Annotated in this window: 16 protein-coding genes and 1 riboswitch; of the genes, 3 read left to right on the forward strand and 13 right to left on the reverse strand. The window is 68.4% G+C overall.

Annotation, left to right across the window (positions count from 1 at the left end):
* The 6 genes from ACOKR1_RS08900 to ACOKR1_RS08925 all read right to left on the reverse strand — a co-directional run bounded on the left by ACOKR1_RS08900 (position 1) and on the right by ACOKR1_RS08925 (position 5654).
* A complete protein-coding gene (locus ACOKR1_RS08900; protein ID WP_422936295.1) occupies positions 1-927 on the reverse strand; it encodes a TauD/TfdA dioxygenase family protein in 927 nt (308 codons plus the stop codon).
* Between the two features lie 27 nt (positions 928-954).
* Complete coding sequence (locus ACOKR1_RS08905; protein WP_422936296.1) at positions 955-1908, reverse strand: ABC transporter permease; 954 nt, start codon at positions 1906-1908, stop codon at positions 955-957.
* Positions 1892-2773, reverse strand: coding sequence for an ABC transporter ATP-binding protein (locus tag ACOKR1_RS08910; RefSeq protein ID WP_422936297.1), 882 nt, complete (start codon positions 2771-2773; stop codon positions 1892-1894). The genes ACOKR1_RS08905 and ACOKR1_RS08910 overlap by 17 nt, the downstream gene beginning before the upstream one ends.
* 3 nt (positions 2774-2776) lie before the next feature.
* A complete protein-coding gene (locus ACOKR1_RS08915) occupies positions 2777-3787 on the reverse strand; it encodes an ABC transporter substrate-binding protein (protein ID WP_422936298.1) in 1011 nt (336 codons plus the stop codon).
* Between the two features lie 192 nt (positions 3788-3979).
* Entirely contained in the window at positions 3980-4465 is a 486-nt protein-coding gene (locus ACOKR1_RS08920; RefSeq protein WP_422936299.1) for a flavin reductase family protein, read from the reverse strand.
* Between the two features lie 38 nt (positions 4466-4503).
* Positions 4504-4615, reverse strand: a riboswitch (SAM riboswitch).
* Between the two features lie 466 nt (positions 4616-5081).
* Positions 5082-5654, reverse strand: coding sequence for a hypothetical protein (locus ACOKR1_RS08925; RefSeq protein WP_422936300.1), 573 nt, complete (start codon positions 5652-5654; stop codon positions 5082-5084).
* 308 nt (positions 5655-5962) lie between these two features.
* Here ACOKR1_RS08925 and ACOKR1_RS08930 point away from each other — a divergent pair, with 308 nt between their 5' ends.
* From ACOKR1_RS08930 to ACOKR1_RS08940, 3 genes are read left to right on the forward strand one after another with little or no spacing between them, the layout of a single operon-like run.
* Positions 5963-6940: a phosphate/phosphite/phosphonate ABC transporter substrate-binding protein gene (locus tag ACOKR1_RS08930; RefSeq protein ID WP_422936301.1), complete on the forward strand. Its 978-nt coding sequence runs from the start codon at positions 5963-5965 to the stop codon at positions 6938-6940.
* A 23-nt stretch (positions 6941-6963) separates the two neighbouring features.
* Complete coding sequence (gene phnC / locus ACOKR1_RS08935) at positions 6964-7845, forward strand: phosphonate ABC transporter ATP-binding protein (protein WP_422936302.1); 882 nt, start codon at positions 6964-6966, stop codon at positions 7843-7845.
* Complete coding sequence (locus ACOKR1_RS08940) at positions 7842-9617, forward strand: PhnE/PtxC family ABC transporter permease (protein ID WP_422936303.1); 1776 nt, start codon at positions 7842-7844, stop codon at positions 9615-9617. The genes phnC and ACOKR1_RS08940 overlap by 4 nt, the downstream gene beginning before the upstream one ends.
* Here ACOKR1_RS08940 and phnN read toward each other — a convergent pair.
* From phnN to ACOKR1_RS08975, 7 genes are read right to left on the reverse strand one after another with little or no spacing between them, the layout of a single operon-like run.
* On the reverse strand, positions 9614-10210 hold the full coding sequence (gene phnN, locus ACOKR1_RS08945; protein ID WP_422936304.1) for a phosphonate metabolism protein/1,5-bisphosphokinase (PRPP-forming) PhnN: 597 nt from the start codon (positions 10208-10210) through the stop codon (positions 9614-9616). The two genes, ACOKR1_RS08940 and phnN, sit on opposite strands and share 4 nt — an antisense overlap.
* The gene (locus ACOKR1_RS08950) at positions 10207-11394 is read right to left on the reverse strand and encodes an alpha-D-ribose 1-methylphosphonate 5-triphosphate diphosphatase (RefSeq protein WP_422936305.1); all 1188 of its coding nucleotides are present in this window, start codon (positions 11392-11394) and stop codon (positions 10207-10209) included. The genes phnN and ACOKR1_RS08950 overlap by 4 nt, the downstream gene beginning before the upstream one ends.
* Positions 11391-12149, reverse strand: coding sequence for a DUF1045 domain-containing protein (locus ACOKR1_RS08955; RefSeq protein WP_422936306.1), 759 nt, complete (start codon positions 12147-12149; stop codon positions 11391-11393). Before ACOKR1_RS08955 ends, ACOKR1_RS08950 begins: the two co-directional genes overlap by 4 nt.
* Entirely contained in the window at positions 12146-12892 is a 747-nt protein-coding gene (phnL, locus tag ACOKR1_RS08960; RefSeq protein ID WP_422936307.1) for a phosphonate C-P lyase system protein PhnL, read from the reverse strand. Before phnL ends, ACOKR1_RS08955 begins: the two co-directional genes overlap by 4 nt.
* A gap of 2 nt (positions 12893-12894) precedes the next feature.
* On the reverse strand, positions 12895-13698 hold the full coding sequence (gene phnK, locus ACOKR1_RS08965) for a phosphonate C-P lyase system protein PhnK (protein ID WP_422936308.1): 804 nt from the start codon (positions 13696-13698) through the stop codon (positions 12895-12897).
* Complete coding sequence (locus ACOKR1_RS08970; RefSeq protein ID WP_422936309.1) at positions 13695-14618, reverse strand: alpha-D-ribose 1-methylphosphonate 5-phosphate C-P-lyase PhnJ; 924 nt, start codon at positions 14616-14618, stop codon at positions 13695-13697. The genes phnK and ACOKR1_RS08970 overlap by 4 nt, the downstream gene beginning before the upstream one ends.
* The gene (locus ACOKR1_RS08975) at positions 14615-15736 is read right to left on the reverse strand and encodes a carbon-phosphorus lyase complex subunit PhnI (RefSeq protein ID WP_422936310.1); all 1122 of its coding nucleotides are present in this window, start codon (positions 15734-15736) and stop codon (positions 14615-14617) included. Before ACOKR1_RS08975 ends, ACOKR1_RS08970 begins: the two co-directional genes overlap by 4 nt.

Here is a 15736-nt window from a genome sequence, read left to right on the forward strand (position 1 = left end):
TCACACCCCCTGCTCGACGATTTCCGAGTAGTGCGAGGAGTCGCCCTCGATGGACTGGCTGCGGGTGCCGTCGACGCCCACCGGGATGTCCCCGGCCACGGTCACGCGGTTGAGCTTGCGCGGCTGGTCGTCGTAGTTGGACGGCGCGTAGTGCTGGGTGATTCTGTTGTCGAACAGGACGAGTTGGTTCGGCTCCCAGTTGACGCGGACCACGTTCTCGGGGCGGGTCACATAGGCCTGCAGGAGGCGCAGGATGTCCTTCGACTCCGTGTTGGAGAGCCCCACGATCCGCAGGCGCTGGGCGAAGCCGCCGATGAACAGGCCGCGCTCGCCGGTCAGCGGGTGGACGCGGACCACGGGGTGTGCGGTCTGGTACTTGATCCGGGTGAAGACCTTGCGGCGCTCCTCGGCGTTCTCGTGCTCGAGGTTCTTCGGCACGGAGTAGTCGTAGTCGTTCGTGTGGATGGCCCAGAGGGTGTCGGCGAAGTTGCGGAGCTCGGCCGGGAGGTCCTGGTACGCGCCGGCGGAGGACGCGATGAGGGTTTCGCCGCCGTATGCGGGCACCGTGACGCTGCGGAGGGTCGAGGCCTGCGGCGGGTTCAGCACGAACGTGACGTCTGTGTGCCACGTGTTCGCGGAGCCGTCCTCGCTGTCCACGGGCAGGACGTTCTCGGCGCCGTCCACCGACGCGACGGTTGGGTGCGCCTTGGTGAGCGGGCCGAACCGGGAGGCGAAGCGCACCTGGTCCTCGTCCGTGCGGATGTTGGCCTCGCGGAACACGAGGGCCTTGTGCCGGTTGAGGGCCTCGCGGATCTGGGCGATGACGTCGTCCGAGAGGTCCTGGCTGAGGTCGAGGCCGCGGATTTCGGCGCCGATGCGGGAGCCGAGCTTGGTGAATTCGAGCTGGGTTTCAAGTACGGTGCTCATTTTTGGAGTGCCTTTCGTGAGAAGTGATTAAGAGCGGGCCTCGCCGCGCCACCGTGAGAAGTGGCGTTCGAGGGCTACGAGGAGGGAATTCACGGCCAGGCCCAGGAGCGAGACGGTGAGGATTCCGGCGTACATGTCCGGGATGAGGAAGCTCGACTGCGCGTTGACGATCAGGTATCCGAGCCCGGCCTTCGCTCCGACCATCTCCGCGGCGATGAGCACGAGGATGGATGCGGTGCCGGCCATCCGGATGCCCGTGAAGATCGTGGGCACGGCCGAGGGCAGGATCACCTTGCGGAACAGGGCGAGGCTCGAGAGCCCGAGCGAGTGCGCCGCCCGCACGAGCAGCGGATCGACGGTGCGCACGCCCGCGATCGTGTTGAGCAGCACGGGGAAGAACGCGGCGTACGCGACGATCGTGATCTTCGATTCCTCGCCGATCCCGAGCAGGAGCGTGAACACGGGCAGCAGCGCGAGGGCCGCGGTATTGCGGAAGACTTCGAGCAGCGGCGTGATGAACGTGTTGAGCGGCCGGTACCACGCGACGAGCAGGCCTCCCGCGACCCCGAGGACGACGGCGACGGCGAACCCCGCGACCGATCGGGTCAGGCTCGCGGCGAGGTGCCCTTCGAGCGCGCCGTTGGCGAGGAGCTTCCACGCCGCGACGAGCACCTCGTGCAGCGGCGGGAGGAACACGCGGGTCGACGGCGGCGCGAACCACAGCGGCCCGACCTCCCACAGTGCGAGGAACGCGAGGATCGCCGCGGACTTCCATAGGGAGGAGCGGACGACGGCGCCGGCTCGCCGGAGCCCGCGGCCCGCGCCGTGGCGGTGGGTTGCCGCGGCCTGATCTGTCGAAACCTGCTCACCGACGACCTGCCCGGCGGCAGCCTGTTCCCCTGCGGCTGGCTGGGCGGCGGCCGTGGCAGCTTCGGGGGCGTGGGGAGCGGGCCCGATGCGAGAGCTAGCGAGCACTGACATTGACGAGGTTCCTTTCGTGCTGGTCGTTGACGGCGGCGGCCGGCTCGTCGGGGGCCGAGCCGTCGGGAAGGATCTTCCGGTGGCCGGCCTCCTGGGCGCGGCGGACCTCGTCGTGCAGGAGGTCCCACACGCGGTGGCGATATTCGACGAAGGCGGGGTGCGAGCGGATGTCGGCCTCGTCGTCGTACGCGGGGAGGTCGACGTCGACGATCGCCTTGAGCCGCCCAGGGCGGGAGCTCAGGACGGCGACGCGCTGGCCGAGGTAGACGGCTTCTTCGATGCCGTGGGTGATGAAGACGATCGTCTTGCCCGTGGCCCGCCAGATCTTGAGGAGCTCGCCCTGGAGCTGTTCGCGGGTCTGGGCGTCGAGCGCGGCGAAGGGCTCGTCCATGAGGAGGATGTCCGGCTCGAACGCGAGGCTCCGGGCAATCGCGACGCGCTGCTTCATGCCGCCCGAGAGCTCGTGCGGGTAGCGGTCCTCGAAGCCCGCGAGGCCCACGAGGTCGAGATAGTGCCTGGCCTTCTCGGCGCGTTCGCGCCGGCCCAGGCCCGTGCCCTCGAGTCCGATTGACACGTTCTGCGACGCCGTGCGCCAGGGGAACAGCGCGTACTGCTGGAAGACGACGGCGCGGTCGGGGCCCGGGCCCGTGACGGGCTGGCCGTTGACGTGGACCCGGCCCGAGGTGGGCTTCGTGAGGCCCGCGAGCAGGTCCAGCAGCGTGGTCTTGCCCGAGCCGCTCGGGCCGACCAAGGTGAGGAATTCGCCCTCACGGATATCGAGCGTGAGGCTGTCGAGCGCGGTCAGGGTTCCGCCGCGCACCGAGAAATGCTGGCTGACGTCCCGGAGGCTGATTTTCGGGGTCATGTCTCACCCTTTCGCGAGAGAATTGAATTCGTTGGTGTAATACTTCGATGGCGTGATCGGGCTGCTGAGGATTCCCGTCTCGTTGAGCCACTTGTCCCAGCGGGAGAAATCAGCGTCGGAAATGATTCCCGCGTTCGGCACGCCGACGCTCTTCCAGTACTGGAGGTTCGCGGTGCTCTCGCCGCGATTGCGCTTCTCGATGATCTGCGTGAAGCGCTGGATCACCTGGTCGCGTGGAGTCGTGCGCTCCCATTCGATGGCCTTCGCGACGCCGGAGGTGAACGTGCGCACGGTATCCGGGTTCTGGGCGAGGAAATCGCTCCGGAACACGTATTGGCCGCCCGCAAACGCCCCGAACAGCCCGTAGTCGCTGAAGAGCGAGCGCAGGCCGCCAGCCGCGATGGCGTGGTCCTGGAGGGGCCCGCTCAGCGAGCCGACGTCGACCTGGCCGCGGCGAACAGCCTCCTCCGTGTCATTCGGCGGGAGGGCCACGAGCTGCACCTGCTTGATCTCGTCCTTCGAGAGCCCGTTCTTCTCGAGCCACGTGTCGATGACGGCCTCGGAATGCGCGCCGAGCGTATTGACCGCGATTTTCTTGCCGATGAGATCGCGCGCGCCGTGGATCGGGCTCTCGTTCTTGACGTAGAAGCCCGAGAAGGTCTTCTCATCCTCGCCGTAGTAATTCACCACGGCCTTTACGGGCGCCCCCGCTTCGACCAGCTTGACGACGGCGCCGGCGAACGCGCCGCCGAAATCCGTCTGTCCAGTCGCGGCGGACTGGATATCCTGCGGGCCGCTCGTCGTATTGCCGACCCATTTGAGCCTTACGTTGCCGAGGAATCCGAGTTCCTGGGCGAGCTCGGGCAGGGTGACGTTGTTCGCGGAGCCTTGGTACCGGAGTTCGGTGGTTTGTTGGCCCCCGCCGGTGGCGGCGGCGGTGCCTGAGCAGGCCGAAACGGCCAGGGCGACGACGACGGCGGCCGCCGCGCCAACGATGGACGTGAGTTTCTTCATGGGGGAGTTCCTTGGGGGTTCTGTGGCCGCACGGAGGCAGCCGGGAGGGCACGCCGAACGGACCGGGTGTGCGCTCGGCATGGTGAAAGGCGGGGAATTGCGGGGAAAACGGGTGTAGCGATCCGCCGCGCCCGGGCGTGAGGCGCCCTCCGCCCAGGGCGGCGGCTCGGCAGGGCTACAAGGTCGTGAAGGTTATTTGGCCCAGTAGACGTGGTTGGTCAGGGGACGGAAGCTCTCCGGATCCGAGACGCTGACTGCCTCGCCGATCAGGATCACGTGGTCTCCTGCGTCCACCCGCTGCCAGAGGCGACACTCGATGCGCGGGACCTCAGCGGCCACAATCGGCGAGCCCAGCACGCCGGGCTCCCACGCCAGTCCCGCAAACTTCTCCGTCCCCTTCGCCACGAACCGCTGCACGAGGTCGCGGTCCGACTCGGACAGGATGTGCACGGCGAAGTTGTCAGTCGTGTTCCACACATCGAAGGATGAGGATCGCTTGTCCACCGCCCACGAGACGAGGGCAGGGTCGAGGCTGACCGATGTGAACGAGTTGCTCACGAGCCCCGCGATGCTGCCCGCGTGGTCCGTCGTGATGACCGCGATGCCTGTCGCCCAGTGGCCCATGGCTCGGCGGAGCTCCGCCCCGCTGACGGCGTTCTGCATAGTTGTCACGGTCATCGCTGTTCCTCAGCATTCACACCGGACGCCCTGACTGGGCGCCGTACTTGCCGCGGATGTCCACCGCGGCCGGATCCTCATCTGGGGCACCCCGCCACGGGAGAGGGTTGCCGCCCGGCCAGCCAGAGCTTTGCGCCGGGGCTCTTGATCCTTGGTCAGGACTCTATGGAACGGCTTCCGTGAAGGTCTAGGGAATCCGTAACAACTACGCAGGGCGTCTCGGTGGTCAATAATGACGCCCGATGACGGACCCACTCCCGTCTGATTGAATTCAAGAGATGACCGTGCGGATGACGACGGATCCATCGGACCAGTCAGGCCCGTCGTCCATCAGATACCCATCGAAAACACCCGTGACCGACCGGGAATAACCCGGTAGAATTCACATGGGGGAGTCGCCCGATTCCCCGTCTGACCAGGGAAAACGCGAGATTTCCGCAGCCTTCCGGAGAATACAAAAATCCTCCAAGGGGTCCCAGGTTCAAATCTTGTCAGCCCGACCACGAAGCCGCGGGAACTTTAGGTTTTCTGTGGTTTATGCGTTGGTGAGATTTGAACCGGCCATCGGAAAGCCATCAAAAACCCCCGAGGACCTCGCCCCGCTCGAGGTGGGCGTCTATTGGCTGCGGTTCGCCAGACGGCGACTTGCAATGCGGGCCAGCGCGCCCAGCCCGCCCCCGGCCCAAAGTAGGGCCGTGATGCCCAGGAGAACCGGCCCCGTGAGCATGATCAGGCCGACGGCCGCGAAATCATCCGCGGATCCTCCTGACTGGGTATCGGCGATGATCATCGACGCCACGTATCCGACCATCTGAGCCCCGGCGCCAATGACGGATGCGAGCCAGAGCCACCGGAGCTGCGCCGCGACTCCGATGATGAAACCGGTGGCCGCGGTCGCGAGGACCACCACCACGACGAACACAGTGATGAGCACCGCCTCCACGCCGGGATCAGGCGCGACGTTCGGGACTGGAGGCAGGACCATCACCAACGTCGGACCCCAGAGCGCAAGCGTGGCGACCCAGACCGCGGCCGAGATCAGCACTGCGGGGGAGGGCTGCCGCCACGTGCTGGTCCGGCGCCAGGCTCGTCCGTCGAACCGCCATCGCCCGTCGGGGCTGAGGGCGGGGAGCCAGCGTTGGCCGTCCCACCACCACTGCCCGTCGTCGGAGATCGCCCTTTGTGTCATCGCGAACCCATTTCTCGCCAGAGTTTTGCTTTTCCTGCCCAGAATGCGGAAGCCCGCCCCTTGACCTCCGCGGCGTTGCCTTCCGCCCAACATGTATCTCCAAGTAGCCGCAGCCCGAATTCTTGCGGTGACGGTGATGCGGACACTTCGCCGCCCGCTCGAGGCTGTCTAGGTGTATAGACAAGTTAACTTGCTCGTCACCCGGTAGTGGCCGCGTTGTACCGCGGGTTCCCTACTTTGATCGTGACGCGCACAGGAACCCACCTCTATCCAAGCACGTGCGCTCGAACCGAAGGGGCTCCATTCCAATGTTCCTGTCTCGCACCAAGCGCCTCGGCGCAGTCGCCACGTTCGTCACTTCCCTCGTCGCTGTAGTTGCCCTCGCGGGCTGCTCATCGTCCGGCTCGACCTCCGTCTCCGACCAGGCCTCCAGCAACGGCACCTGGGCCAAGACGAGCGGCACGATCGTCTTCGGCGCGACCCCCGACCAGGCGGGCTCGGATGCCAACGTCAAGCCGATCGAGGACTACCTCGCCAAGGTCACCGGCTACAAGGTCGAGTACTACCCGACGGCCGACTACACGGCTCTCATCGCCGCGGCGGTCGCCGGCAAGGTCGACGTCATCACTTCGGGCGCCCTCCAGTACGTCATGGCCGTCAACAAGGGCGCGAAGATCGAGCCGGTTGCCGCCCAGCTCAACTCGGACAAGGTCAAGGACCCCGGCTACTACTCGGAGGTCATCGTTCCGGCCGACTCGCCGCTCAAGAGCATTTCCGAGGCCAAGGGCAAGACCGTCTGCTTCGTCGACCCCAACTCGACCTCTGGCTTCCTCTTCGGCCTCTACCAGCTCCACAAGGCCGGCCTCAGCGTCGAGTCGAACGGCAAGGACGCTTCGGGCAACCCGACGTTCGCCGACTTCAAGGCCGTCTTCGCGGGCGCCCACGACAAGTCCGAGCAGTCGGTCGCGGCCAAGAAGTGCGACATCGGCCTCGCCGAGGACTCGGTCGCCGAGGAGGGCGCGAAGAAGGGTGAGGTCAAGGTTCTCGCCAAGGAGTACGTGCCCGGTGGCCCGTTCTCGGTCTCGACGAGCCTCCCCGCTGACGCCAAGAAGAAGGTCACCGACGCCCTCCAGAGCGCCTCGGTCGATGCCATCAAGCAGTCCGGTGCAACCCTCACGGCCGGCTTCTCGAAGGGCTACTTCGGTGTCCAGCCGGAGACGGTCGACTACTACAAGACGATCACGGACCTGTGCTCGCAGATCCCTGCCGCGAAGTGCTCGAAGTAGTCACCGAGTAAGGAACCACAGCCATGAACAGCACGACGACCTCTCCTACTGCTTCACCCGTGGTCCGGCTTTCCGGAGTCACGAAGGACTTCGGTTCCACGCGCGCCCTGAGCAGCGTCGACCTCACGGTCCAGCGTGGAGAGGTCGTCGTGCTGCTCGGTCTCTCGGGGTCCGGCAAGTCGACCCTCCTGCGCCATCTCGACGGCCTCGAGACGCCTACCTCGGGCTCCGTCGAGGTCCTCGGCCGGAACGTCCCGGCCCTCAAGGCCCGAGAACTGCGCCAGATGCGCGCCCGGATGGCCATGATCTTCCAGCAGTTCGAGCTCGTGGCCTCCCTCACGGTGCTCGAGAACGTCCTCACCGGCGCCCTCGCCCAGCTCAAGGGCCCGCGTCTGGGCCTGTGGGCCTACCCCAGGAAACTCCGCCTCGAGGCCCTCACGCACCTGGACCGCGTGGGCCTGCTCGAGAAGGCGTACCAGCGCGCCGACCAGCTCTCCGGTGGCCAGCAGCAGCGCGTCGCGATCGCCCGCGCCCTCATGCAGCGCCCCGAGATCCTCCTCGCGGACGAGCCCGTCGCGAGCCTCGACCCCGAGTCGAGTGAGTCGGTCATGCGCCTCATCCGCGAGATCGCGGCCGACGACGGCCTGACAGTCGTGTGCAGCCTTCACCAGGTCGACCTTGCCCTCGGCTGGGGCGACCGCATCGTGGGCCTCCGGCACGGCGAGGTCGTCCTCGACACCCCAGCCGTGGGCCTGTCCAAGGACCAGGTGATGGAGATCTACGGCCGCGTCGCGACGTCGACCGCCGAGCTTCATGCGATCGAGAGCGAGCTCAAGGACGCCCAGCTCGTGGCCGAAGCTTCGGGGGCGATCGGCGGCGGCCTCGGGGCAGAGGGCCTCCGGTGACGGCGACCGCAGCCGAGCCCACCAGCTCCCGCGCTGGCGCCCGCGACATCGAGGGCCGTGCGCCCCGCAGGCCCTTTCCGCTCGAGCGCACCGCCGCCGTCGTGCTGCTCATCGCGATGCTCGTCTTCGGCGTGTGGTCGGTTTCGACCCTCGACTTCTCGTGGAACAACATGGCCACGAGCTTCGCGAACGCCACCAAGGTCTTCTCGCACATGGACCCGGTGAGCCTCCCGGGACCTGGGGACCTGTTCACACTCATCGGGATCACCTTCGGCATCGTGGTGCTCGGCACGCTCGTCGCCTCGCTCCTATCGATCCCCGTCGCCGTGCTCGCGGCGGCGAACACGACGCCCGCCCCGTGGCTGCGTCCCGTGGGCCGTGCGCTCGGCGTCGTCGCCCGCGCCGTTCCCGACGTCGTCCTCGCGCTCGCGTTCTCGCTCACGTTCGCCCTCGGCAGCCCGCTCCCGGGCATCTTCGCGCTCGGCATCCACTCGATCGGCATGATCTCGAAGCTCTTCGCCGACGCGATTGAACAGTCCGACGACGGCCCGCGCCTCGCGATCCGCGCGGCGGGCGGCTCGCGCGCCCAGGAGTTCTGGGCTGGGGTGTTCCCTCAGGTCCTGCCCTCGTGGATCGCGACGGCGCTCCACCGCTTCGACATCAACCTGCGCGGTTCCGCGATCCTTGGCTACGCGGGTGTCGGCGGCCTCGGGTACGCCATGAAGGTCGCGTTCGCCCAGTTCCCGGAGGGCTACGGTCGCGGGCTCGGCATCGGGTGCGTCATCTTCATGATGTGTGTGGTCCTCGAGGTCGCCTCCTCGACGATCCGCCGCAATCTCCTCGGCGTCGCGCCGACGGGCAGGGGCCTCGGAGACCGGATCGTCCGCGCGGCCACCAAGAACCGCACGGCGCACCGAGCGGCTGAGCAGGATGCGGCGGCCCGGACCGCTCCGCGTGCGGCAGGCCCGCGCGGGGACGCCGAGGTCCTGGCGATGCTGCGCCGCCCGTGGACGCCCGAGCGCGTGCGGGACACCTCGTGGGCCGTGATCGGCATCGCGGTCATCGTTGTCGCGTGGTTCGTGAGCGACATCGACTTCACGCAGGTGGAGTGGCAGTTCGTGCCGCGCGTGATCGAGAGCTTCTGGCCGCCGAGCCTCGGCTCGTACACGTTCGACGATTTCGGGCAGGCGCTGCTCGTGACGATCGAGGTCGCGTTCGCCTCGGCCCTCCTCTCGCTCGTGTTCTCGCTCGTCTTCGGATCGCTCGCGGCGCGCAATGTGGCCCCGACGGGGGCCGTGCGGAACACGTTCCGTGTGATCCTCGTGATCTTCCGCGGCGTTCCCGAGCTCGTGCTCGCGATCTTCCTCATCATGGTGACGGGCCTCGGAAACCAGGCGGGCGTCGTCGCCCTCGCGTTCGGCGGCATCGGCCTGCTCGGGAAGCTCATCGCCGACTCCTTCGAGGAGGTGCCGAGCGGACCGGAACGCGCGCTCACGGCCGTAGGTGCTACCCGCTCGCAGCGCTACTTCTCCGCGACCTGGCCGCAGGGCGTCCCCTCGCTCATCGGCAACTCGCTGTATCTCGTCGACACGAACATTCGCGCGGCCACGATCCTCGGGATCGTCGGCGGGAGCGGGATTGGCTTCTACCTCACGAACGCCTCGTCCGTGCTCACCCTGCACGGCCAGGTCACGACGCTTGTGGTCATGGTGATTGTCACGGTGCTCGTGGTCGAGGGCATTGCCACCTGGATGCGCCGCGTCTTCCGCTAGTCGCCCGCGCCCAGGATCGCCTGCATGAGTGCCCGTCCGCCCTCGGCCACAGTGCCGTCATTGCGGATCTCCACGTCCGCGGGGTGAAGGGGAGCGGGGTCGGCCCTCGCGAGGCGCTGCGCGATATCGTGCAGCGCCTCGCGTCCCCGGCCGCGAAGGCGCTGCGCCCTCACCTCGTCGGAGACAGTCACCCGCACCACGACGAACCGCTCATAGCGCGCCGCGAGCGCGCCAAGCACGCCACGCGAGACGTTCGCGACGACGGCGCGCCCGGCACGGATCTCGTCGTCGACCGCCGCCGGAATGCCGTAGCCGAGCCCGTGCGCGCGCCACCACACGGCGAAGGCACCTCCCGCGCAGGCCTCCGCGAAGGCTTCCTCGGCGACCGGCTCGTGGTCTTCGCCGGCGCTCGCCGGCCGGGTGATGACGCGTCTCGGGAAGCTCGCCGCCCGGGAGTCGAGACGCTCACGCGCGTAGGAGATCAGGGCGTCCTTGCCAACGCCGCTCGCGCCCACGACGGCGAGGAACGGCCCGGGCCCAAGGGTTGGAACGAGGTTCTGCACGTCCGTGCCCGAGGAGAACGGAAAGCTCACGAGACCCGCGCCCCCTCGCGCCACACGCCCCGCACCACCGGCACGCGGTGCCCTTGCGGCCGATTCGGGTACGCCGGAAGGTCGTGGGCGTACACGCGCACCAGATCGGCGCGGAGGCCGGCTTCGATGACGCCGCGGTCGTCGAGGCCGACGGCGCGTGCTGGGTTCGCCGCGACGAGCTTGGCCCCTTCGCGCAACGGCAATGCGCCCTCGGCGTCGAGCAGGAACACCGCCTGCAGGGGGCTCGCAGGCACGTAGTCGGACGAGAGGATGTCGAGCAGGCCGGCTTCGAGCAGCTCGGTCGCCGCGACGTTGCCGGACTGCGAGCCGCCGCGCATGATGTTCGGCGCCCCCATGACGATGAGCTGTCCGCGTTCGCGGGCGGCCTGGGCGGCGACGCGCGTCGTGGGGAACTCCGAGATCAGGACGCCGAAGCCTGCCGATTCCTCGACGTGCTCGATCGTCGCGTCGTCGTGCGCGGCGAGCGCGATGCCGCTCTCGCTCGCGAGGCGGGCGATCTCCGCCCGGTTCGGCACCGAGTGCACCTCGGCGACCTTCTTGAGCTCGTCGACGTAGGGCAGGAACGCCTCGTTGGTGAGCTTGCCCTTGCCCACCATGTAGGTTCGGAAAGCCTCGACGTCGGCGTACTGGCGCTGGCCCGGCGTGTGGTCCATGAGCGAGGCCAAGCGGATCTCGGCGACCTCGCTGAGCGACTCGAACTCGGCCACCGTGCTGGGAGCCGCGACCTCGCAGCGGACGTGGATGAAATGCTCGGCGCGGGTGAGCTTGGCCGCCGCCACGTAGCCGATCGCCTCGGCGATCTCTCGGGCCAGAGCCGTGCCGTCGTCCTCGCGCCCGGTCATCGAGCCGATGCGCACAGCGTCGAAGACCGTGGTCACGCCGGCCCCGCTGACCTGCGCGTCGTGCGCGAGCACCGCCGGCACCGGGTCCCAGTGGGTGCCGGGACGCGGCTGGATGTGGGACTCGAGGTGATCAGTGTGCAGCTCAACGAGTCCCGGCATGAGGTAGTCGCCGTCAAGGTCCTCGCCGGCGGCAGCTGTGCCGGCCTGAAACGCACCGGGCTGGAGGTCGGCGATCAATCCGTCGCGGATCAGGACGGAGCCGTGCAGGATCTCGTCTGAGAGGACGATGCGGGCGTTGCTGAGGACGGTTTCGGGGCTCATCGGGTTCTTTCTGCGAGGGCCAGGCGTTCCGGGTCTAGGGGTTCGAACGGCGCACGCAGCAGATGCACCGAATGGAGAGCAAAAGGCGCGCCGGGCTCCGCCTCGGTGAAGATAGCGAGGGAGCTGATCGGGATGGTCCGGCCCAGGCAGCCCGCGAACCACGCACGGAGCGCTGCCTCGACCTCGGGCTGCCGCTCCTGCTCGATCTGGTCGGTGAGCGTCAGGTGGAACTGAAACTCATCGAGCACGTAGGGGTAGCCCCACCGGTCGAACAGCTCGCGTTGCCGCCGGGTCAGCGCACTCGGATTGCGGCGCGCGATCTCGGCCGGGGTGGCGGGGGCGCGGAACTCGTCGAAGGCGGTCACGAGCTCGGAGGCGAGCGAATGCAGTGGCTCGGCGCGGGCTCCCGGCACGAGTGCGAAGAAGCGGCCGAGGCGCGCGAGGGACGGTTCGGGCAGCGTGACGGCGGGACGATCGGCCGCGAATTGTGAGAGGGCGGCCTCGAGTTCGTCGAGGCCGCGGCCGGGGGCGAGGCGGAAGGGCGCCTTGAGCGTCCCATGGAATCCGTAGCGGCGCGCGTCAACCGTGATCTCGTCGACGGCGGCCCGCGTCCATCCCTCGGGCGCGGCCGATGCAACGGGGGATCCCGCGACGCTCCTGCCGAGCCACGCCTCGGCCCTCTCGCGCAGGCGCGCCCCGGCGACGTCGGCCGCCGTCGTGCCCGGCGCCGCGTAGATCGCGACCCGCCCGCTCACGCCGTCGCCTCGAGAAGCTGCGCGAAATGCTCGACGTCGATGACGCGGTCGGCGACCCGAGTGCATACCTCGGCGTCGTGGAAGATCCCGAGCATCGCGACGCCGCGTGAGCGCTTCTCGGCGATGAGCTCGACGACGGCGTCGCGGTTGGCCGCGTCGAGGGACGCGGTCGGCTCATCGAGCAGCAGGAGCGGCAGGTCCGTGATGAATCCGCGGGCGATGTTGATGCGCTGCTGCTCGCCGCCCGAAAAGGTCGCGGGTGGGAGCGGCCAGAGCCGCTCGGGGATCGCGAGGCGTTGGAGCAGCGCGGCGGCGCGGTCACGCGCCTCGTCGTTGTTCACCCCCCGCTCCGCGAGGGGCTCGGCGACCACCTGAATCGCCGGGACGCGGGGGACGCACCGGAGGAACTGGCTGACGTAGCCCAGCGAGTGCCGGCGAGCCGCGAGGACCCGTCGCGGATCTGCCGAGGCAATATCCACGGGGACGCCCGCGTTCACGAGGATGCTCCCGCCGTCGGCCGCGTAGTTGCCGTAGACCATCTTGAGGATCGTGCTCTTGCCCGCGCCCGACGTGCCGCCGAGCACGACGCATTCGCCCGAGTACACCTCGAAGCTCACTCCGCGCAGCACGGGTAGCTGCTTTCCGTCCTGCAGGTGCATGGTGAAGGTCTTGTCGACGCCGGAAACGGCGAGGATCGGCTCCGCGAGGGTCGGCTCGGCGGAAATCGGGCTGTTCCGTGTCACGGTCATCCTTGCAGGATCGAGGAAACGAGCAGTTGCGTGTAGGCGGCCTGCGGATCGTCGAGCACGCGGTCGGTGAGGCCGGACTCGATCACTCGCCCGTCCTTCATGACCAGAGTGCGGTGCGAGATCAGGCGGGCGACCGCGAGATCGTGGGTCACAATCACGACGGCGAGGCCGAGCTCGGCGACGAGGGACCGCAGCAGATCGAGCAGGCGCGCCTGGACCGAGACATCGAGACCACTCGTGGGCTCGTCCATGAAGACGAGCCGCGGCGAGACCACGAGGTTGCGGGCGATCTGCAGCCGCTGGCGCATGCCGCCGGAGAACGAGGCCGGGGTGTCGTCGATGCGATGCGCCGGGATCTCCACCCGTTCGAGCCACTCGGCCGCGGCGGCGCGGATCTTGCCGTAGTGCCGCCATCCGGTGGCCATGAGGGGCTCTCCCACGTTGCCGCCCGCGCTCACGTGCATGCGCAGGCCGTCCGCGGCGTTCTGATGCACGAAGCCCCACTCAGTGCGCCATAGCCGGCGCACGCGGCTCTCGCTGAGCTCGGCGAGTTCGACGGCGGCGCCGTCCGCGAGGCGGTAGCGGATGCTCCCTTCGCTGAGCTTGAGGCGCTGCGAGAGCGTCCCCAGGAGCGTCGACTTGCCCGAGCCGGACTCGCCGACGACGGCGAGGACCTCGCCTGGCCACAGGGCGAAGCTCACGTCGCGGCATCCATAGCGGTCTTCGTAGCGATGGCTCGCCCCCCGAACCTCGAGCAGCGGCCGCTCGTCGGCCCCGAAGCTGAGCTGCTCGAGCGTCATTCGTGCGTCTCCTGGGTCTCGTGAGTCTCGTCAGTCCCGTCGGCGCGGGGGGATGCCTCCGAGGCGGCCGCCGATACGGCCGCCTTTCGCTCGCAGTGATCGGTGTCCGAGCAGGCGTACATGACGCCGCCCGAATCGTCCGTGATGATCTCGTCGAGGTACACGCCGGTCGAGCCGCAGATTGCGCACGGCTGATCGAAGCGCTGTGGCTCGAACGGGTGATCCTCGAACCCGAGACTGACCACGTCCGTGTACGGAGGCACCGCATAGATGCGCTTCTCGCGACCCGCGCCGTACAGGTGCAGAGCCGGGCTCTGATGCAGCTTCGGGTTGTCGAAGCTCGGCGTCGGGGAGGGGTCCATGAGGTATCGCCCATTGACCATCACGGGGTAGGCGTACGTTGTCGCGATGTGGCCGTACTTGGCGATGTCCTCGTAGAGCTTCACGTAGATCAGCCCGTAGTCCTCGAGCGCGTGCATGCGCCGGGTCTCGGTCTCGCGCGGTTCGAGGAACCGCAGCGGCTCAGGGATCGGCACCTGGTAGACCATCGTCTGCCCCTCGGTCAGCTCGCCCTCCGGGATGCGGTGACGGGTCTGGATGATCGTCGCCTCGTCGGTGCGCGTCGTGGTGCTCGCGCCCGTCACCTTCGCGAAGAAGGCGCGGATCGAGACGGCGTTCGTCGTGTCGTCGGCGCCCTGGTCGATGACCTTGAGCACATCGTCTTCGCCGATGATTGCCGCCGTGACCTGCACTCCGCCGGTGCCCCAGCCTCGCGGCATGGGCACCTCGCGCGAGGCGAACGGCACCTGGAACCCGGGAATCGCGACCGCTTTGAGCAGTGCCCGGCGGATCATCCGCTTCGTCTGCTCGTCGAGGTAGCCCACGTTGTAGACGGGCTGCGTTGTCTGCGTCTCCGTCATGCCTGCGTCTCCATCTCCTGCGGGCCGGCCTCCGGCGCGGCCTCCACCCGCTCCCGGAATTCCGCATTGAGCCGACGCACCAGGCCGAGTTCTGCTTGGAAGTCGACGTAGTGCGGCAGCTTGAGGTGTTCCACGAATCCGGTTGCCTCAACGTTGTCGGCGTGGTGGATCACGAACTCCTCGTCCTGCGCGGGAGCCACGATGCGCTCGCCGAACTCGTCGGCGCGGAGTGCGCGGTCAACGAGGGACATCGACATCGCCTTGCGCTCGGCCCGACCAAAGACCAGGCCGTAGCCCCGCGTGAATTGGGCGGGGGTTTCGTCGTTCCCGGTGAACTGATTGATCATGTGGCACTCGGTGACCTCGATGCGGCCGAGTGGAACCGCGAAGCCCAGTTCCGGCGCCTCGAACTCGACCTCCACCTCGCCCACACGGATCTCACCGGCAAACGGATGGGTGCGCCCGAAGCCGCGCTGGGTCGAGTATGCGAGGCCGAGGAGGAATCCCTCGTCCCCGCGCGCGAGCGCTTGGAGGCGTTCCGCGCGGCTCATGGGGAAGAGCGTCGGCTCCCGCGTGAGGTCTGCGGGCTCGGGGTCGTCGAAGCCTTCGGGCCGCTCGGGCTCCATGAGCGACTCGGCGCCGAGCAGGTCGGCGACGCGCGGCATCGCCTCGCCGTCGGCCGTACCGCCAGCCGCATCCCCCAGCGCCGCCTCCTCGACGCCCCGGCCCGCGAAGAGGCGGTGGGTGTAGTCGAAGGTCGCGCCGAGCTGCTGGCCGCCCGGCAGATCCTTGAACGTCGCCGAGACGCGGCGCTGCGGCTGAAGCCGCGCCGTGTCGACCGGAAGCGTGTAGCCGAAGCGCGGGAGCGTCGTGCGGTAGGAACGCACGAGCGTGACCGCCTCGAGCACGTCGCCCTGAGCCTGCAGGACGGCGCGGGCCGCGAGCTCCCGATCGTACAGGGAGCCCTCGTTCATCACGCGGGCCACGAGCACCGCGAGCTGGCCGGCGACGGCCTCGTGGGGGATTGCAGGAACCTGCTCGTCGCCGCGCCCCTCCTTCGCCAGGAGAGCGTGTGCGTTGGCGATTGCTCTTTCTCCGCCTTTGACCGCGACGTACAT

It is taken from the genome of Sinomonas sp. P47F7, assembly GCF_049332655.1.
GTDB lineage: Bacteria > Actinomycetota > Actinomycetes > Actinomycetales > Micrococcaceae > Sinomonas.